Source organism: Alistipes sp. dk3624 (assembly GCF_009557455.1).
In the GTDB taxonomy this organism is placed as follows: domain Bacteria; phylum Bacteroidota; class Bacteroidia; order Bacteroidales; family Rikenellaceae; genus Alistipes_A; species Alistipes_A hominis.
The window spans coordinates 120,555-139,783 of record NZ_CP045651.1; the positions used below are offsets into that span (position 1 = coordinate 120,555).

14 protein-coding genes are annotated in these 19,229 nt (G+C 54.0%); 5 read left to right on the forward strand and 9 right to left on the reverse strand.

Annotated elements, in window-relative coordinates; all coding sequences use genetic code 11:
* The first annotated feature begins 3 nt into the window (after positions 1–3).
* The 4 genes from GFH31_RS00565 to GFH31_RS00580 all read left to right on the forward strand — a co-directional run bounded on the left by GFH31_RS00565 (position 4) and on the right by GFH31_RS00580 (position 7,480).
* Positions 4–1,845, forward strand: coding sequence for a hypothetical protein (locus GFH31_RS00565; protein ID WP_118457449.1), 1,842 nt, complete (start codon positions 4–6; stop codon positions 1,843–1,845).
* Positions 1,846–1,862: 17 nt separating this feature from the next.
* A complete protein-coding gene (locus GFH31_RS00570; protein WP_153498054.1) occupies positions 1,863–4,007 on the forward strand; it encodes a hypothetical protein in 2,145 nt (714 codons plus the stop codon).
* 69 nt (positions 4,008–4,076) lie between these two features.
* A complete protein-coding gene (locus tag GFH31_RS00575) occupies positions 4,077–6,383 on the forward strand; it encodes a GH92 family glycosyl hydrolase (RefSeq protein ID WP_055204180.1) in 2,307 nt (768 codons plus the stop codon).
* Between the two features lie 5 nt (positions 6,384–6,388).
* Positions 6,389–7,480, forward strand: a complete 1,092-nt coding sequence (locus tag GFH31_RS00580) for a PKD domain-containing protein (RefSeq protein WP_228385774.1) — start codon at positions 6,389–6,391, stop codon at positions 7,478–7,480.
* Positions 7,481–7,689: 209 nt separating this feature from the next.
* Here the strand turns inward: GFH31_RS00580 and GFH31_RS00585 are convergent, their stop codons facing one another.
* The 6 genes from GFH31_RS00585 to GFH31_RS00610 form a co-directional block, all read right to left on the reverse strand.
* Positions 7,690–8,130: an N-acetyltransferase gene (locus tag GFH31_RS00585; RefSeq protein ID WP_101570626.1), complete on the reverse strand. Its 441-nt coding sequence runs from the start codon at positions 8,128–8,130 to the stop codon at positions 7,690–7,692.
* 111 nt (positions 8,131–8,241) lie between these two features.
* Complete coding sequence (gene secG / locus GFH31_RS00590) at positions 8,242–8,604, reverse strand: preprotein translocase subunit SecG (RefSeq protein ID WP_055204184.1); 363 nt, start codon at positions 8,602–8,604, stop codon at positions 8,242–8,244.
* A 35-nt stretch (positions 8,605–8,639) separates the two neighbouring features.
* Entirely contained in the window at positions 8,640–9,113 is a 474-nt protein-coding gene (locus GFH31_RS00595; protein WP_145996483.1) for a hypothetical protein, read from the reverse strand.
* An 11-nt stretch (positions 9,114–9,124) separates the two neighbouring features.
* Positions 9,125–9,637: an LptE family protein gene (locus GFH31_RS00600; RefSeq protein ID WP_055204553.1), complete on the reverse strand. Its 513-nt coding sequence runs from the start codon at positions 9,635–9,637 to the stop codon at positions 9,125–9,127.
* Between the two features lie 35 nt (positions 9,638–9,672).
* Positions 9,673–10,893, reverse strand: a complete 1,221-nt coding sequence (locus tag GFH31_RS00605) for a sigma-54 interaction domain-containing protein (protein WP_101570622.1) — start codon at positions 10,891–10,893, stop codon at positions 9,673–9,675.
* Positions 10,894–10,964: 71 nt separating this feature from the next.
* Entirely contained in the window at positions 10,965–11,882 is a 918-nt protein-coding gene (locus GFH31_RS00610; RefSeq protein ID WP_153498055.1) for a hypothetical protein, read from the reverse strand.
* 262 nt (positions 11,883–12,144) lie between these two features.
* Here GFH31_RS00610 and GFH31_RS00615 point away from each other — a divergent pair, with 262 nt between their 5' ends.
* Positions 12,145–13,536 carry a decarboxylase gene (locus GFH31_RS00615; RefSeq protein WP_055204192.1) on the forward strand — a complete coding sequence of 464 codons (1,392 nt, stop codon included), beginning with the start codon at positions 12,145–12,147 and terminating at the stop codon, positions 13,534–13,536.
* 141 nt (positions 13,537–13,677) lie between these two features.
* Here GFH31_RS00615 and GFH31_RS00620 read toward each other — a convergent pair whose 3' ends face one another.
* From GFH31_RS00620 to GFH31_RS00630, 3 genes are read right to left on the reverse strand one after another with little or no spacing between them, the layout of a single operon-like run.
* Positions 13,678–15,015: a TolC family protein gene (locus GFH31_RS00620; RefSeq protein ID WP_118656604.1), complete on the reverse strand. Its 1,338-nt coding sequence runs from the start codon at positions 15,013–15,015 to the stop codon at positions 13,678–13,680.
* Positions 15,012–18,131, reverse strand: a complete 3,120-nt coding sequence (locus GFH31_RS00625) for an efflux RND transporter permease subunit (protein ID WP_118457438.1) — start codon at positions 18,129–18,131, stop codon at positions 15,012–15,014. Before GFH31_RS00625 ends, GFH31_RS00620 begins: the two co-directional genes overlap by 4 nt.
* A complete protein-coding gene (locus tag GFH31_RS00630) occupies positions 18,131–19,168 on the reverse strand; it encodes an efflux RND transporter periplasmic adaptor subunit (protein WP_118457436.1) in 1,038 nt (345 codons plus the stop codon). Before GFH31_RS00630 ends, GFH31_RS00625 begins: the two co-directional genes overlap by 1 nt.
* Between the last annotated feature and the right edge of the window lie 61 nt (positions 19,169–19,229).

A 19,229-nucleotide genomic window follows, 5' to 3' on the forward strand; every position in this document is an offset into this window, starting at 1 on the left:
ACGATGTTTACTGTTAAGATTTCGCGGGCGGCTCTGTTCGCGGCCTTCGGTCTGCTGTCGGGAAGCGTTTCCGCGCAAACGGCAGGTCAGGCTGCCGGATGCGGCGGCCGCGACCTGCAGGCCGATACGTGGGTGGCTACCGATGCGCTAGGACGGACGCTGCCCGGTTATGCGGAGTGCGGTCCGCGTAAAACGAACCGCACGGTGGCGATGTTCTATTTCGTAACCCACAACCAGAACGGGGCGAAAGACGGTCCTTATAACGTGACCGAGATACTGAAGGCCGATCCGGTGAACCCGAAATGGGGCGGCGGCGTCCATTACTGGGGAGAGCCGGAAGCGGGTTACTACATCATGAAGGACGAGTGGATCATCCGCCGTCATGCGCGGATGCTCTCCGACGCGGGTGTCGATCTGATCGTTCTCGACAATACGAACGACAATATTTACAAAGATGTTTTCGTCTTCATCGCCGAAGTGTTCCGCAAGATGCGTTCCGAGGGCGAGACCACGCCGCAGATCGCCTGCCTGGCCAGCCAGAATTCGGTGCAGCAGCTCTGGGATCAGATCTACAGCCGGGGGTTGTATGCCGATCTGTGGTTCCGCTGGAAAGGCAAGCCGTTGCTGATGTTCGGGCAGCATATCATCGGCGGGCGCCAGCAAATGGACGATGTCCGTTTCCCGAAAGAGATCCGGGATTTTTTCACGATCCGACAAAGCTGGGCGTGGACGACGCTCCGGTGGTACGACGACGGACATGACGAGTGGCCATGGGTGGACCATTATCCGCAGTCGGTCGGCTGGCACGAGTCGCCCGACCGGGCCGAGTACGTGCCGGTGGCATCCGCGCAGCATCCGCTGTCGAATATCGGACGGAGTTTCCGCGACGGCGTGGAGCCGGAACACGACCGGTACGATGCGACGACCGATACCGATAAGGGGCTTTATTTCGATCAGCAGTGGCAGCGTGCGTTGGAGGTCGATCCGGAATTTATATTCGTGACCGGCTGGAACGAATGGACGGCCGGACAGATGAACCGGACGAATCCGGATTACGCCGAGGAGATGAAGAAATGGGACTTTTTCCCCGGAGCCAAATGCGGCAAAGGCGGCCGCGAAGTCAAAATGGGCGAAGGCTATTTCATCGACCAGTACAACCAGGAGTTCAGCCGAGACATCGAACCGATGAAGGGCGGCCATACCGACAACTATTACTACCAGTTGATCGCCAATGTCCGGAAGTACAAAGGGGTTGCCAAGCCCGAACCGGCCGGCGAACCGGTAACGATCGACCTGAACGGCGGTTTCGACCAGTGGCGGCAGGTCAAAAAGACTTATTACGATCATGCGGGCGATACGTATCACCGCGACAGTCCGGGTAATTTCGCCGCCGGGCCGTATGTGAATGCGACTGGGCGCAACGACATTATCGAGTCGAAGGTGGCGCGTGACGATAAGTATGTCTATTTCTACGTAAAAACGGCGCAGCCGCTTACTCCGCATACCGATCCGTATTGGATGTTGCTGTTTATCGATACCGACAGGCAGCATGCGACCGGATGGGAAGGCTACGACCTGCTTGTTAACGACGGTTTCCGAAGCGGTAAGAGCATGGTCAAAACCTACGATAAGACCGGATGGAGGAAAAGCCGCGAAGCAGCCTATCGCTACCAGGGTAACGAGCTGATGGTGAGCGTTCCGCGTAGCTGTTTCGGGCCCGGAAAACTGGCTTTCGATTTCCATTGGGCCGACGGCATCCAAAAGTTGGGGGATATCGACGAGTTCCTGCTCAATGGCGATCAGGCCCCGTCGCGCCGCGCGAATTACCGGTATGAAGAGGATTAACGATAACTTGAAACGATATGAAAAGAATGTTTTTCCCGGCCGTTCTGGCGGCGTTGTCCGTCGCGGTTTTTACGGCCCGTAGCGCGACGGCTGCCGACGGCAGTCTGACTCCGCATTTCAAGCAGAGCAGCTATGTCAACGAGTCGGTGACGCTCGAAAACAAGTATGTCACGATGAATTTTTTCAAACGGATCAAAGGCTGGGGCTGGGGTGAAATTCTGACGCCCGAAGGCAAGCTGATGGCCGTGATGGATCATCTGGGCGAACTGATGATCCGCGACCAGGACATCCCGATGCGTTTCGAGGCCGATTCGGTGTCCCGGGTCAGGACGGACGACGGCGAAAGCCTCGTATTCAACGTCAAATCGGTGGTCGTGCGCGAGATGTTGAAAGGCACTTCGTTCGACAACTGGATGCACTATCCGTACGGCGAGCCGGCCATTACCGGAACGGTGACGATTACCGTCGCTCCGGATTCTCCTTTCGTCAAACTGAAATACGATCTGACGGCGACCGGTAATTACTACCTGCGCTACCTGCGCGGCCCGTGGCTGAAGGTGGGCGAATCGTCGTTCGGGACGAAGAAGGACGATGCGATCCTGCCGGGCGTGGACTGGGCGATCGGCGACGAGTGGACGAGCGGTTCTGACTTTTTCAAAGACCCGTGGGCGCTGCGCGTCGCCCCACACCCCAACAAGGTGTCTGTGCCGTTGATGGCGATCAGTTATGAGGGGGACGGTATCGGACTGGCATGGGACCCGAATGCGGTAGCGGCGCGTTGGTTCAACTACCGCACGCAGCATCCGCAGCCGGTGTTCGCCTCGCCGAATTTCGTCGATCGGATGAATAACCAGTTGATGGGACTGATGATTCCGGACGCTTCGGTCGAAGGACACGAGAACGAAATTTATTCGCAGATCGCGCCGGAACTGCGGATCGGCGAGAAGATCGAATTCGACGCCGAACTGTGGCTCAGCAAAGGGAACAGCGTCGACGTGGTAACCGATTGGGTGAAACGCCACGGCCTGCCCGAACCTTCGGCTCCGAAATGGGATTACCGCAAGGCGCTCGATCTGATGGCCGGCGCTTATAATACGAACCTGTGGCACGAGGGGCATGGTTTCGGCGTGGTGCAGCGCTCGATCGACGAAGCCGGCCCGAACGTTCCGGGATTTTTGAGGCGTTACATGAACGAGAATAAAAAATCGCAGGTAGTTAAAGAATTGCAGGCCAAGATCGAATCGTTACAGCCCAAAGAAGTTCCCATGGTTAAGATCGAAACGCCCGAACAGAAGAAGGCCCGCCAAGTAAAACATGGGGACGAAATTCTGGCAATCCAGCGTGCCGACGGTTCGTTCGCTTTCGAACCGGACGGACGACACTACCGCAAGGACGATTTCAAGGTAGCGACCTCTTTCGTAGAGCCGATGGGACTCGACGGGGCTACGGCGCTCGACATTACGATTCTGCCGGCGATGGAACTGTTGCAAATCGGGAAGGAAACCGGCGAACAGCGTTTCCTGGACGCGGGTAAAAAGGCGATCGACTTCTGCATGTCGATGACGCGCCCCGAGGGCGGCGACTTCTGGGAAACCCCGTTGCATGCGGCCAACCTGTTCGCCGCGGGACATGCCGCCATCGCCAACTACAAGGCGTTCGAGCAGTTCGGCGATCCGAAATACAAGGAAAAAGCGGTTTACTGGATGCGTACGATCCTGCCTTTCACGCACCTGTGGGAGCCGGAGGAGATTCCGATGCTGTACAATACCAAACCGGTGCTCAGTTCGAGCGACTGGTACTTCGCCAACTGGGTGCGCGACCATGTGCAGTGGGAGGTGCTCGCCGTGTTCGCTCAGTCGATTGCCAACGGCATCCGCTGGGAGGAGGTCGATCCGGAGATCGACTGGATGAAGTTCCACCGCGGTATTACCAATGCGGCGATCCGTTGGATGAATGTGCATACCGACGACAACTGGCGTCCGCACAATATTCCGGAGACGTACGACCGTTACAAAGAGGGTGCGTTCGACTATTGTTTCCCCGATACGCACAATGCGACGACGGGCAACTACGGCGGTATGTTTATTCCTCCTTCCGCTATCGCGGACAACATCTACTACCTGTTGGACCGCGAAGCCGAGGCGGCAAAAGGTAAAAAGTAGTTATTCGGAAAATTTCATTGCGGGAAGCCTGTTGAACGGCAGGCTCCCGCTTTTTTAATAAAATGCGAGATGAATTATCGTAAAATCGTATCGGCTGTCGCCTTGCTGTGGTGTACGGCCGGGTTTGCCGCCGGATCGGAACCGGCTGCCTGCGTACGGCCGATGATGGGAACCGGGGCGGCCGGATGCGTCGTGCCGGTGGCGGCAGCTCCGTTTGGAATGGTGCAGTTGGGGCCGGATACTTATTTCACCGCTTCCGGCTACCACTACGACCATCCGTTGATCTACGGTTTCAGCCACACCCATAAATCGGGCGGCGGCGGAACCGATTATCAGGACATCATGTTCTTTCCGGTTACGGATGCCGTATGGACGCAGCAGCAGGTTTGTCCCGACCGCGTCGGCAGCCGTTATTCGCACGAGCAGGAGTTTATCGAACCGGGGTATTACCGGATCAGGCTCGATTCGGACGTGGATGCCGAACTGACGGCTACGGCTCGCTGCGGGATGCACCGCTACACGTATCCGGAAGGGGCGATGCGGCAGTTGATCATCGACTTGAAACACGGCTGCGAGCATTCGACGACCATTTTCGCCGACGAAGATTTCGATACCGTCAAAATCTCGCGGCTGGAATGGGTCGACGACCGTACGGTGCGGGGATACCGGGTTTCGAACGGCTGGGCGCCGGAACAGCACGTCTATTTCTACGCCGAATTTTCAGAGCCGATCGTTTCGTGCCGTCTTTTCGATCATAAGCATTTTCGGGACGGCGTCCGTGAGTTGGAAGGTACCGACGTGCGGGCCGTGCTGCGTTTCGGAGGGAAGGCGGGAAAACCGGTCGTCGTCCGTGTGGGCATCTCCCCGGTCAGTATGGACGGCGCGCGGCAGAATCTGAGGGCCGAGATCAAAGGATGGAATTTCGATAAAGTCCGGAAAACGACTTATCGGGACTGGAACGAAGCCCTGTCGGCTGTCCGGATCGCCGATGCCGATTCGCCGCAGAAGGAGGTGTTTTATACGAGTCTCTATTTCGCGATGCTCTACCCGATGCTCTATTCCGATGTGACGGGCGAATACCGCAGTTCCGACTCGAAGGTATATAAGGGCGATTTCCGTTATTTCGCCGGCGTGCTGGGCCTTTGGGATACGTTCCGGGCGCAGAACCCGTTGATCGCGATTCTCAGGCCGGACGTGACCCGCGATCTGATGAAAACCTTGCTGGAGCACTACCGCCACTGCGGTCAACTGCCGATCTGGACGCTGGCCGGCGTCGAGAACATGTGCATGATCGGTTATCACTCGATGCCGCTGGTTGCCGACGCTTATTGCAAAGGGATTCGCGGTTACGATGCGGAAGCGCTTTACGAGGCGATGAAAGCGTCGGCCAACCGCGATACGTTCGGTTATTTTCTGAAAGCGTTCCGCGGGACGCGTTATTACAAGCAGTACGAGTACGTGCCGTGCGATCTGGAGGTGACTTCCGTTTCGAAGACCCTCGAATATTGCTACGACGACTGGTGCATCGCTCAGATGGCGCGGATGCTCGGGCACCGGGACGACTACGACTATTACATCGGCCGGGCCGGCTGGTATAAGAATCTTTTCGATCAGAATCTGAACTTTATGCGCGGCAGGAATTCCGACGGCAGTTGGCGGACGCCGTTCGATCCGTTCCATTCGAACCACTACCGGCCGGACGACGATTTCTGCGAAGGCACTTCGTGGCAGTGGACTTTCTTCGTGCCTCACGACGGCAAGGGGCTGATGAATCTGTTCGGCGGCCGCGATCCGTTCGTCGCCAAACTCGATTCGCTGTTTACGGTCAGCTCCGAGATACACGGCGACAACCCAGCGCCCGATATTACCGGCTTGATCGGACAGTATGCGCAAGGCAACGAGCCGGGGCATCACACCCTTTACATGTACAATTATGCCGGACAACCGTGGAAAGGGCAAAAACGGATCAGCGACGTGATCTACACGCTGTACGATACTTCTCCCGAAGGGATCTGCGGCAACGACGATACCGGTCAGATGTCGGCGTGGTACGTGATGAGTTCGATGGGGTTCTATCCCGTTACCCACGGTCGGGGCGTTTATTTTATCGGAACGCCGATTTTCGGGGAGATGTCGGTAAAGCATCCGAACGGGGTGTTGACGATCCGGGCGAACGGCGTATCGCGCGAAAATTGCTATATTCAGTCCGTAACGCTGAATGGCGCACCGTATTCGAAGAATTGGCTGCGACACGAAGACCTGTTCGGCGGCAATGCGACGCTGGCGTTCGAGATGGGGCCCGAACCGAATAAAAACTGGGGCAGTTCTCCGGAAGACCTGCCGCAGTCGATGTGCGACGAAACCTTTGAAAACTGACAGGGATGAGACGGATCAATTGTTTATTGGGAGTTTTGCTGTGCATTTTCGGCGCGCAGCAGGCATTCGGGTTCGCCCGGCCGGAGAAGGAGTATCGGATTTTCCAGTTTCCGCGGACGGCTATTCCGCGTATCGACGGCGATTTTTCGGATTGGGACATGGTGCCCGATTCCTATGCGATTGGATTGTCGGAGTTGTACGATACGCATGGCGGACGCGGTGAGAACCTCGATCCGAAGGAGTTCGACCTGACCGTCAAGGTCGGTTGGGTGAACGGGGAGAACCGGCTCTATTTCTATGTGGAGGCTTACGACGATAGCTGGGACTTTACCGATCCGGGTTTGCGGCAGGATATTTTCGAATTGGTGGTCGACGGCGACGCGTCCGGCGGTCCGTTTATCAAGGAAGACAACGGCAATATCAACAAGCTGCCGGTTGCTGACCTGCATTTCAAGGGACATGGCGCCCATGCGCAGAATTACCACATTTTCACGCCGGTGCAGCACGGGAAAGACTGGGCGATGGTATGGGGTTCTACGCCGTGGATCAAGGATTTCCCGTATGCCAACGTCGCGTACGACTATGATTTCGGGCCGGGTGAATCCGGTGTGCTGAAAATGGAGTTCTGGATCACGCCGTTCGATTACGCGGCGGTCGAAGGGCCCGGTCGTTCGGTCGTTTCGCAGTTGACCGAGAACGAGTTGATCGGAATGTCGTGGTGTATGATCGATTTCGATGTGGATCGGCCGAAAGCCGATCCGGTGATGTGTCTGTCGCACGATTTCCGGATGATCCGCGACGCTTCGTTCCTAAACGCTTTCCGGCTGATGCCGCTGGAAGAGACGCTGCGGCCGAAAATCGCTGCCGACTGGGCGTTTACCGAAGTCGACCGCGACCGGCGGATCGTGCTGTTCGAAGATCGTTCGACCGGAGAGATCGCCCGCCGGGAGTGGGACTTCGGCGATGGAACGAAATCCTCCGAGGAATATCCGCTGCACCGTTATGCCAAAGCCGGCGAATGGACGGTGACGCTGACCGTCGAAGGCCCGGACGGGCAAGACCGCCGCATCAAGGTGTGGGAGGTGGTGACTCGGTAAGGGCAGATTGCCGTACTATTCTATTGATAAACGGATCGGGGAAGTTCATCGAACTTCCCCGATCCGTTTATTTGAATATTTTTATTCAATTAGCTGATTTTGCCTTGATTATCGTTTGGAAGCGTCGCGCCGTGTTTTCTGCGGGCGCAATTGCAAAACCGGCATCGCCGTAAACCTGTATGTGACGCGAGGATTGGACATAGGATGGTTCAATATCGCTTGTTTCGAAGCAGTAAATGCAGCTCTTTGCGGCCGGTATTCGCATCGGTCTGTTCCTGTCGGATTTCGAAACCTTCCCGGAGGTAAAAGCGTACGGCCCGTTTGTTTTCGGCGTATACGCTCAGTTCCAGCGTCGGATATTGCGCTGCGGCCCATTGCAGCAGGCGGCGTCCGATACCTTGTCCCTGCCGGTCGGGATGGACGAATAGGGCCGCGACATAGTTTTCGACCAGCGAGACGAATCCGCAGACGCTTTCCGCCGATTCGTCCTGGTAGACGAACGTGCGGGAGTCGGGCAGGTAACGGGTTCTCATTTCGTCCAACTTCCCTTCCCAATAGCTGCGCGGCACGAAGTCGTGTGCCGCGACGGAGCTTCGCAGCCATATTTCTAGTACGGTGTCCGTATCTTCCGGTTCGAGCGGTCGTATCATGTTGCGGGAAAATGAAAAAGGTGTTCAACATGTTTTGTTGGACACCTTTTTTGTATAAATTCATAAAACGTCCGGCGAAACCGGCCGATGCCGCCGCCGGATCGGAAACGTCTATTTTGCAGAGTCCGTCGTCTGTGCCGGAGCGGCTGCGTCCTGTCCGGCTGCCGGCAATGCCTGCGGCATCAGGTTTTCGTTGCTTTCCAGCGATTGTTCCAGCGCTCTTTCGACGCCGCTTTTGCTCGACGAAATGCTGGCCGACGGCATGGTCATCGTTGCGATCAGGCTCAGTACTACGATGGAAATAGCCAGCCCCCAGGTGAATTTTTCGAGAAAGTCGGCGGTCTGACGCACGCCCATGACCTGGTTCGATGCTCCGAAATTGGCAGCCATGCCGCTTTTGGGGTTCTGAGCCAAAACGGCAAGAATTAACAGGATGCTTGCTATCAGGATCAATACGATGCAGAAAATATACATTACTAATATGGGTTTAAACGTTTATAATTGGTCAGTTAATCGGATTCGCTGTCGCCGAGCCCGGTAAGAATCTCGGCAAAATAAACACTTTTTTCCGGATATAGCAAACTTAATCTGGTATAAATTTCTCTGGCTTTGGAATAAAATCCCTGTTTTGCATAGATTTCGGCCAGTTCTTCGGAAATCAGGTCGGGGTCTTCGGTGACGGATTCCCGGGACAGATCCTCCCCGGGGAGCGTTCCCGTCGCCGGGGAACGGCGGGAAGGGGTTTCCTGCAGGAATTTTTCGATGACTTCGAACGGGTCCCGCGTAGCTGCCGTTTCGTTTTTTTTCAGTAAAAAATCCGGCAACGGCCGGAACTGTTGTCGCAACCGGAGAGCAGGCGTGATTGTTCCTCCCCGTTGCCATAGAAGTAGTTGCGCGGCGACGAACCACGGGTAGCGGCCGGCCGCCTCTTCGGGCGGATCGCAAAGGAGCGGAGCGGTTCGGGATGCCGTTTCGTCGTTCATCTGCAGGCGGATTACTGCCAATTCGATACGGCAGCGTTGAAAATATCTTCTACCAACTGATCCACGATTTCCGGAATCAGTGTAGGTTCGACTTCCTGCAACAGTTTGCTGCTCTCGTAGGTGGAGAAAGCCGAAAAAGTTTTGTCGAAGTTCAGGGACGGGTCGACAGCGTTGGTGAACCGTACCCGTACGGTGATCGTCAGGTTATTGAGTACTGCGTACTCATCCCCGGAAATGGCCGCCGGCGTCGACGCGTAATTCGTGATTTCGCCTTCGAAATTCAGGTCGCCGTTTTCGGGCACCTGGATCAGTTTCGTCTGGCGCGCGAAACGTTCCTGCAGCGCATCCGTTAGCGTCGAGCTGAGGATCGGGGCAACCAACAGCGCATTGTTCGGGAAGCGGGCGATGCTGATCGTTTTCATTTCGGGCGACAGCGAAGCCCCCGAAAAGGAGTAACTCACGCTGCACGTACCCAACAGTAGCGGGCATACGAGCAGGATGATGTATTTCAGTCTGTTTTTCATGGCGTTTTCCATTTCCCTGCCGGCCATTTCCGGGATTACGGGATTTCGTCGATTCCTAATTCTTTGATTTTCCGGTACAGCGTGCGTTCCGAGATGAAGAGTTCGCGGGCCGCGTCTCTGCGTTTCCCATTATGACGTTTCAAAGCCCGGATTATTGCCTCTTTCTGCGCTTTTTCTTTGGTCATCTCTTCCTTCGGGCCGTCGTCCACGACCTCTTCGGTGTCGGTGTAAAGCGCCTCGGCAGCCGGAGATTTGACGGCCGGTGCGATCGGGTAGCTGCCGCGAGGCAGCAACCCGGCGATATCGCTTTTGGGAGCGTCGTACGATTTCTCGGCCAGTAGTTCGGCGACCATTCGTTTCATTTCGCTCATGTCGCTGCGCAGATCGAACAGAATTTTGTACAGTAGTTCTCTTTCGGTATTCACCTCGCTGGCCGGGGCGCTGCCGCTCATGACCATCGGAATGGTGTTCGGCGCGGAATCCGGCAGGTATTTTTTGATGATCTCGCCGGTAATCAGACGGGTTTCCTCGACGGCGGAGATCTGTTCCGCCACGTTTTTCAGTTGCCGGATGTTGCCGGGCCAGCGGTAGTTCTCGAGCAGGTGCCGCGCCTCGTCGTCGAGGGTGATGACGGGCATCCGGTATTGCGTGGCAATATCCGTGGCGAACTTCCTGAATAGTAGCGTGATGTCTCCTTTGCGCTCCCTGAGCGGCGGGATGGTGATGGGCACCGTGTTCAGCCGGTAGTACAGGTCTTCCCGAAAGCGTCCGTTGGAGACCGCTTCGCGCAGGTTGATGTTGGTCGCGGCGACTACCCGCACATTGGTTTTGGCGGACTTCGACGCTCCCACCCGCATAAATTCGCCGGTTTGCAGTACCCGGAGCAGGCGCACCTGGGTCGTATGCGGCAGTTCCGCCACTTCGTCCAGGAAAATGGTTCCTCCGTCGGCTTCCTCGAAGTAGCCTTTCCTGCTTTCGGTAGCTCCGGTGAAGGCTCCCTTTTCGTGGCCGAAAAGTTCCGAATCGATCGTGCCTTCCGGAATGGCTCCGCAGTTCACGGCAATGTAGTTTCCGTGTTTGCGGGCGCTGTTCGCATGAATGATCTGCGGAAAGAACTCCTTGCCTACCCCGCTTTCGCCGGTCACCAGTACCGAAAGATCGGTCGAAGCGACCCGCAGGGCTATTTCGAGGGCGCAGTTCAGACTTTCGTCGTTACCGATGATCCCGAAGCGTTGTTTTATGGTCGTTAACTCCATTTTCGTTTAAGTAAGTAGCCTGTGCCGGATTGTCCGGAAAGGAGTGCCGGCGCAGGTGTTTTTCGTACGGACTAATCGTTGTCCGGAGCGGGCGCGCTTTGTACGGTCGCGGTATCGGTCTGTGCAGGCAGGATGATCGACTGGATGTCGGGGCCTTCGCGACTTACCAGAAAACCGAAGATCATCACGGCGAGCGCGATGATGGCGGTGATGATCGCGATGACGATAAAACCGTCCGCTTTCGATCTCTTTTGAACCGGCCGTCCGGGCTGCTGCGGCCTGCGCGGATAACCGGGCTGTTGCGGCCTCTGGTTCATCGGAGGCCGGTTGCCTGCGTTCGGCATCGGCGGTTGATAGGGCTGTTGCGGAGCGCGGTTGGGAACTTGCTGCGCCGGCGGCGTCTGCCGAACCGGATTGCCCGGATGCGGCGGCGTCTGTTGTTGTACGGGACGTTGTTGCGTCGGCTGCGGCACGGACCGTCTGGGCGGGATGCCGGATTGAGGTTGCGGCGCGGCAGCCGTCCGTTGCTCTGTCGCCGGCTTCTGCGGGACGGCCGGTTGCGGTTTTTCGACCGGAGGGATGGTCGTAGGCGCCGGGCGCTGTTGCCGTGCTGCTGCCGGAGGCGAGGATACGGGTGCGGCGGCAACCGGAGGGGGCGCAGGGATGGCCTGCGCTGCCTTTTGTCCGGAATCCAGGTAATAGATGCTGTTCGAATCGATTTTCAGGGTTCCGATACCTTCTATAATATAAGCGCCGCGCGCGGCGATGTTCTTTTTGATTTCGGCGGTAAATTCCTCGATCGCAGCCTGTGCGTCGCCCGGATTCAGGCCGTATGCCGAACCGATCAGTTGGATCAGCACCCCGTCGTCTTTTTTCAGGAACGGAACGAATGCAACGGTTCCGTCGTCCTTGTGGAGGAACGCGCCGAACTGAGGAACGACCAGTCTCTTGTTGGTTTTCAGGTAGTCCGCTATAATTTTGTTGACCATGGCTCGCAGTCGTTAGATTTGATTTCCAAAAATAGGGCTTTTTCGGAATAGAAACAACTCCCGGACGTATTTTCGTTCGTTCGGGATGGGTATTCGTCGGAAAAAAATAAAAGCGAAAATCAAAATAAATTCGGCCGAGTTGTTGTTTTTGTTGAAAAGAATTGTCTTCTTTGCGTCCTATAAGTTAAATGTAGCTTCGTTACTTCGCAGTTTATCGGATGAAGTAGCGGGGGCGGATTGGTCTTAAACAGGTTGTTTGAAGATGAAGAATAAGTATATCGATCTGATCGAGCAGACGTTCGAATTTCCTCAGGATGAGTTTTCCGTGGTCGACAACGAGCTGAATTTTCACGAAGTGCCGCTGATGGATGTGATCAAACAGTACGGGACGCCGCTGAAGGTGACCTATCTGCCCAAGATCACGTCGCAGATACAGCGGGCCAAGCGATTGTTCAATGTGGCGATGGCCAAAGTGGATTACCGGGGGAATTACAACTATTGCTATTGCACGAAAAGTTCCCACTTCTCATTCGTGCTGGAAGAGGCGCTGAAGAACGACATTAACCTCGAAACCTCGTCGGCTTATGACATTCATATCATCGACGCGCTGTACGACGGCGGGATTATCGACAAGAATATCTTTATCATCTGCAACGGTTTCAAGCGTCCGCAGTATGTCGAGAATATTGCGGCGCTGGTCAATAACGGTTTCGAAAATACGATTCCGATCGTCGATAACAAAGAGGAGCTCGATCTGCTGGACGCCGCTATTCACACCGAATGCAAGATCGGTATCCGGATCGCGTCGGAAGAGGAGCCGAAATTTGATTTTTATACTTCGCGTCTCGGTATTCGTTACAACGACATCGTGGAGTATTATAAGACCAAGATCCGCAGCAATAAGAAGTTCAAGCTGAAAATGCTTCACTTCTTTATCAATACCGGGATCAAAGATACGGCTTACTACTGGAACGAACTGAGCAAATGTCTGAGCGTTTACTGCGAGCTGAAAAAAATCTGCCCCGAACTCGATTCGCTGAACATCGGAGGGGGGTTCCCGATCAAAAATTCGCTGGGCTTCAATTATGATTACGAGTACATGACCGAGGAAATCGTCGCTCAGATCAAGAATATATGCAACCTGGCCGAGGTCGAGGAGCCGAACTTGTTTACCGAATTCGGGTCGTTCACGGTGGGCGAAAGCGGCGCGACCCTCTTTTCGATCATCAACCAGAAGCAGCAGAACGACCGGGAGAGCTGGTATATGATCGATAGTTCCTTTATGACCACGCTACCGGATATCTGGGGGATCAACCAGCGGTACATTCTGTTGGCTATCAATAATTGGGACAAGGAGTACCAGCGGGTGTTTCTCGGCGGCCTGACTTGCGACAGCGAGGATTATTACAACGGAGAGTCGCATTCCAACGCGATCTTTCTGCCGAAGCTGAACGGCGGACCGCAATACATCGGGTTTTTCCATACCGGAGCTTACCAGGAGTCGCTGGGCGGGTTCGGCGGAATCCAGCATTGCCTGATTCCGGCTCCGAAGCACATTATCATCGACCGCGAAAAGGGCGATAACGAGTATTACACCCGCCTGTTCGCCAAGGAGCAGAGTTACCGTTCGATGATGCGGATATTAGGGTATTAGCCGTCCTGGCGCATACGGGGTCAAAAGCAGGAGTCCGGTGCGCCTCTTTGTCCCGGAGAGGCGCTTCTGCGGGTCATCATCGAGATAAAACGATATGAATCATTTTTGAAAGGACGCAGAAATATACCTCGATGCCGATCGTTAGTTAATTTTTCCAACCGCTTTCTGATACTCCAGCCATCTCAGATAGCAGTTTATCCGTGCTTCCACCTGTGTCTGCATGGCTTGTTGCCACAAGGTCTGCGCTTCAAGATAGTCGGACAGCGTTTCCACGCCTTTCTCATATTGCAGTCGGCTCGCACGCAGGTTCTCCTCCGCTGAGACAACGGACGATTCCGCTAACCTCTTTTCAAGGAATGCTTCGTCAAGGTTGTTGAACGACTGGGTCATCTCAAGCGTAAGCCGTTCGTTAGTATCTTCGCGTTCGGCTTGAACCTGTGTGTATTGCGCCTTGGCTGATTTGATCTTGTTGGTGCGGTGTCCGAAATCGAAAATAGGTATGGAGACTTGCACGCCGACAAGAAAGTTCCAACTGTCGAGCAGTTTTCTCCCATTTAGCTCAATGCCGTTCAAGTAGCCGTATTGACCGACCAATCCCACTTGTGGCAGATGCTCGCTTCTTGCTACGGCGATTTTCTGTTTAGCCAATTCGTTTTGCTGTTCAAGCATCAAGTATTCGGGACGGTTGGATATGCCGTCGTCCTGCATATAACCGGCATTCGTTTCAGGTAAAGAGCTATCTGTTTCTATCTTGTCCGTCAATGGGCGACCTATGTAGTGGCACAGATTCATCATGGCAAGTCGATGCCCGTTTTCCGCACGGCGCAAGTCCAGTTCGCTTTCATTCAACTTTACCTTCACTTTCAGCACGTCGTTCTGCGATTTCATACCATGCTTGCGGGCACTTTCCACGGTACGCATCAGTTCCGTCAATAGCTCATTATAGGACTCCGCAACCAGCACCAGTTCTTTGGCGCGCACCACTCCGGCGTATGCACGTGACGTTTCCACGACCACTTCCGATTCCGTCAGTCTTTTGTTCTGCCGGGCTATTTCATCGCCGATCTTTGCCATGCGGTAGCTTGTCCGTATTTTCCCGCCCATGTAAACGGGCTGTTCCACTTTGACACCTCCGCTGTATATCCAGCCGAGGTCGTATGCAAGGTCGATGCCCGGAAACAAGGCAGACTGTCCTGTAGGGATTCCATCCGCACCTAATACAGGCAGTTGTCCCATACCGCTTGAATAGGAACCGTCGGCAGTAGAATAAAGAGCGTTTCCTGTCAATGATAATGACGGGAGAAACAGAGCCTTGGTACTGCGCTTTTCAAACAGGGAAGCCTGTAATTGCTGCTCGGAGACTTCCATCCTTTTATTGTTTTCTTTTGCCAACCGGATGCATTCATCCAGTGTCAGAACCGTTTGCGAATAGCATGCAAACGGTAATACGGCGAATATGTATATAAATAATCGTTTCATTTTATCTTGATTTTGAAGAACATGGCGTAAAGGATAGGCACAAAGAACAGCGTAGCCAGTGTGGAGAAGAGCAAGCCGCCCATGATGGTAGCAGCCATAGAGCCGAACATAGCGTCGCTCAACAGCGGTATCATGCCGAGAATGGTAGTAAGCGAAGCCATCATCACAGGACGCAAACGGCTTTCCGAACTGGATACAAGAGCTTCGGCCGGTGCGATGCCGGCACTTATCTGTTCCCCGATTTCATCCATCAGCACGATGCAATTTTTCATCATCATGCCGACCAGTCCCAATGCCCCGACAATGGCGCAGAACGTGAATGACTGTCCGCTTAGAAGCATGGCTCCGACGATACCGATGGCAAGCAATGGGACGCAGCAAAGTATGATTGCAGGCTTGCGGTAATCCTTGAACAGCATGATAAGGATGGCAATCATCAGGACGATACCCAACGGCACGTTTTTGAACAAGTAGTGCATGGTTTGCGTACTGGCATCTTTTTCGCCTTTCCATTGTAGTTGGTATCCTTCGGGAAGTTTTATCTGTTCGATCCTTTCGGCAATGGTTGCGCGTGCCTTTTCTGTTTCAATGCCAGGCGAAGGCGAACACATGACTGTCTGGGCACGCTGTCCATTGTAACGCGGAACGATGGGGTCTTCCCATTCCATGCTAATCCCCTTGCCGATTTGCTTCAACGGTGTCGTCTGCATGACCGATTCGATGAGGTCACTGCGGTCTGCCGTTCCTGATTTTATTTTCAGCAAAGCTTCTTCATCCAACACGCTGCTTATATTGGGCATCATTGAGAACAAAGGAACATTCTCCAGATTGTCCATTTTCTCTCCGTCCTCTCCTGTACATTTCAGATAAATCGTGTTCTTGTGTATGCCGTCATAGAAATTGCCAACGGGTATGCCTCCGGCTGCTGTCAGTACGGAAGTGGAAATATCTTGCCTGCTCAACCCGGAGCGGCGTGCGGACGATTGGTCGTAGTCTATCGTCAATAACGGCATGGACGGTTCCCAGTCTGTCGTGACCAAGCAGACTTCGGGGGTCTGTTCCATAATCATGCGTGCGGAATCCGCTAACGCATGGAGTACGGCAGGGTCGGGTCCTGTGAACAGGGCCTCGATGGGATACTTCTTGTACATGATGTTGTACTGTTTCAACTTGACGTAGGCATCGGGATACCGCTTCAGAAGTTCCCGTTGAATTTCATCCATGTTTTCCACCAGCGCGTCGGGGGACTCGAAGTCGATAATCAGTTCGCCGTACGACAATGAGGGCGTGGCGATGCTGCGTACCAGATTGTAACGGGCGGGCGTACCGCCGATGGCGGTCGTTACGTTGCGTATCTCCGGGCGGCTTTTCAAATAAACCCTGATTTCTTCCAACTCGCTCGCCACCTGTGTGGAGTTCGTACCTTCCGGCAGTTTGTATTCCATATAGAGCTGGTCGTACACCATGTCTGGGAAAAAGCCGTGGCGCATGAACCGATAGCCGTATGCGCTTAACAGGACGAGCGCGACCGCGATGAGCACAGAGGATACGCGATGACGCAGCCCGAAATTCAAGGCTGCACGCAGCCAGCCATATACCCGACCGTTGTATAACGATTCCTCTTTTTTGCCGGGCGCGTCGGCTTTCAGCCAACCGTTTGCCATCAAAGGCACATGCACGAGTGCCAGTATCCAACTCAACAACAACGACACGGCAAGGACGATGAACAGGTCTCTCACGTATACGCCCGCCGTATCGGGAGAAAGGAAGACGGGCAGGAAGGCAAGGATGGCAATCAAAGTTGCCCCCAGAAGCGGCATGGCCGTCCTTTTACCTATGGAAGTCATCGCTTCCATGCGCGGCTTGCCCCGTTTCAGGTCTATCAGGATGCCGTCAATTATCACGATGGCATTGTCTACCAGCATTCCCATTGCGAGAATAAAAGCAGCCAGCGATACCCGTTGCATGGAACCGTCCATCATGCCCAATAACAAGAATGAGCCGATAACCGTGACAATAAGGCTCGTGCCTATGATAACACCGCTTTTGAAGCCCATGACGAGCATCAATATCGCCACGACGATAACGACCGATTCTATCAGGTTGATGAAGAAAGTGGCAAGGGCATCTGTCACTCGTTCCGGCTGGTAGAACACGCGATGGTATTCTACTCCTGCCGGGAAATGCTCCGCTTTCAATTCCTCAAGCCGCCGTTCAACTTGTTTGCCTACTTTCACGATGTCCGTACCCGAAGCGGCGGCAACGGCAATGCCCAAAGACGGCTCGCCGTTATAAGCCATCGAGTTGCGTACCGGAGTGACATAGTCATTACCTACTTTGGCAATATCTCCCAAGCGGAGTTGGTCATCCTCATGGCCCTGTATAATCATATTGCGAATTTGCTCTACCTTGCGGAATTTGTCATTGACAGTCACGCGCACGCGTTTTGGCCCGTTGTCGTAATATCCGGTATAATAGATGCCATTCTGCCCTTGCAGCGTGGTGAGTACCTCCGCAGGCGAAACGCCCAATGTCGCCATACGTTCAGGCAGCATCTCAATGTTGATGCACTCCTCTCGTTCTCCGTATATAGTGACACGTCCCACGTCTTCAATGTTTGTCAACTCCCGCTGGATCAATCGGGCATAGTCGGATAGTTTGCGCTCGTCCGTTCCGTCACCGGTCAGGGCGTAGAACATGCCGTATACCAATCCGAAATCGTCTTGCACCTTGACCGACGTGCCTTCCGGAAGTCCGGCTCCGGCATCGGAAACTTTGCGCCGCAACATGTCCCAGCACTGCTCGATTTCGTTTTCCGGAACCGTGGTCTTCATTTCGACCTGGAGGATGGTTAAATCATTATACGACCAACTGCATACGTTGTTCACTTCACCGATGGTGCGTATGTTTTTTTCCAACGGTTCGGTGACTTCCATTTCCATCTCGTGTGCGGAAGCTCCGGGCCGGGTCGCCACGACCATCGCCATTTTCACCTTGATTTCCGGATCTTCCAGCTTGCTCATGTCGTATGCGGAATAGAGCCCGCCGACCAGCAAGACGACAATAAGAAAATAAACCAGTTTCTTGTTGTCGAAAGCCCATTTTCCTACATCCATCACAATAAGCCTCCTACATTCGTTTCAGATTCATCAGCCATAGGCTTTACCTTTTGGCTGTCCGTCAGTTTATGTACTCCAGCAGTCACGACAAGTTCCCCATCAGAAAGCCCTTGCGCAATGATTGCCTTGCCATTGGTATGGAGTTGCTTGACGGATACGGCACGTAATCTTATCACTCCGTCCTTCTTATTATAAACCCAGACGCAACTTTTCCCGTCTTTCTTGAATAATGCGGAAGACGGTATTTCCGTCTTCCCGCTCGCGGTATCGCTTATCACCATATCTACCATCGTATTCATTCCGGGCGAAGGCTGGGGCGACATGTCCTGCGGAATGGAAAGACGTACTGTGTACAATTGATTGGCATTGGCTTTCGGTGCTATGCTAATCAAGCGGAGCGGGACTTTCTGGTTCGGCATGAAATCAAATGAAGCATAGAACGATTCCATCTTGTTGCGATGAATATAAGTAGACGCCGGGATATTGATTTCTATTTCTTGCTTACCCCCTGATACAATCGTGACAATAGGCATACCTGCTGCCACGACCGTTGGCGGATCAAACAAGCGTTTCTGAATATACCCATTGAAAGGAGCATATATTTTTGTGTCAGCTAATTGGTTTTGGGCATTTTCATATTTTGCGGCAATCTGCTGTAAGCCAAATCGTGCCTTGTCATATGCATCGGCTGTGCTTACGCTGTCCGCATAGAGTGCTATTACACGTTCGGCTTCCGATTTTACGTTCATATACTCCGCCTTGATAGCGTCCAATTGCACTTGATAATCACGCGGGTCTATTTCCGCTACAAGCTGACCTTTGCTTACCCTGCTGCCTTCCTCGACATAGACGTTCATCAATGTTCCACTGATCTTGAAAGCCATGTTCACTTCTTCCGCAGCCTTCACACGTCCGGGAAATTCTTGAACCGATGTAGCACCGGCGTTTTCAACCATGAAGAGCCGGACATTTGCCGTGTCCGTTTCCTCCGTCTGCTTACTGTGGCACGAGCTGTTCAGCAATAACAGTCCCATGAACAGACATGTTATAACATAATTTTTTCTCATATATGAATTGTCCTTAATTGCGGCTATA

Coding starts and splice junctions, on each gene's coding strand:
- GFH31_RS00565 (WP_118457449.1), top strand. CDS start 4: ATGTTTACTGTTAAGATTTCGCGGGCGGCTCTGTTCGCGGCCTTCGGT.
- GFH31_RS00570 (WP_153498054.1), top strand. CDS start 1,863: ATGAAAAGAATGTTTTTCCCGGCCGTTCTGGCGGCGTTGTCCGTCGCG.
- GFH31_RS00575 (WP_055204180.1), top strand. CDS start 4,077: ATGAATTATCGTAAAATCGTATCGGCTGTCGCCTTGCTGTGGTGTACG.
- GFH31_RS00580 (WP_228385774.1), top strand. CDS start 6,389: ATGAGACGGATCAATTGTTTATTGGGAGTTTTGCTGTGCATTTTCGGC.
- GFH31_RS00585 (WP_101570626.1), bottom strand. CDS start 8,130: ATGATACGACCGCTCGAACCGGAAGATACGGACACCGTACTAGAAATA.
- secG (WP_055204184.1), bottom strand. CDS start 8,604: ATGTATATTTTCTGCATCGTATTGATCCTGATAGCAAGCATCCTGTTA.
- GFH31_RS00595 (WP_145996483.1), bottom strand. CDS start 9,113: ATGAACGACGAAACGGCATCCCGAACCGCTCCGCTCCTTTGCGATCCG.
- GFH31_RS00600 (WP_055204553.1), bottom strand. CDS start 9,637: ATGAAAAACAGACTGAAATACATCATCCTGCTCGTATGCCCGCTACTG.
- GFH31_RS00605 (WP_101570622.1), bottom strand. CDS start 10,893: ATGGAGTTAACGACCATAAAACAACGCTTCGGGATCATCGGTAACGAC.
- GFH31_RS00610 (WP_153498055.1), bottom strand. CDS start 11,882: ATGGTCAACAAAATTATAGCGGACTACCTGAAAACCAACAAGAGACTG.
- GFH31_RS00615 (WP_055204192.1), top strand. CDS start 12,145: ATGAAGAATAAGTATATCGATCTGATCGAGCAGACGTTCGAATTTCCT.
- GFH31_RS00620 (WP_118656604.1), bottom strand. CDS start 15,015: ATGAAACGATTATTTATATACATATTCGCCGTATTACCGTTTGCATGC.
- GFH31_RS00625 (WP_118457438.1), bottom strand. CDS start 18,131: ATGGATGTAGGAAAATGGGCTTTCGACAACAAGAAACTGGTTTATTTT.
- GFH31_RS00630 (WP_118457436.1), bottom strand. CDS start 19,168: ATGGGACTGTTATTGCTGAACAGCTCGTGCCACAGTAAGCAGACGGAG.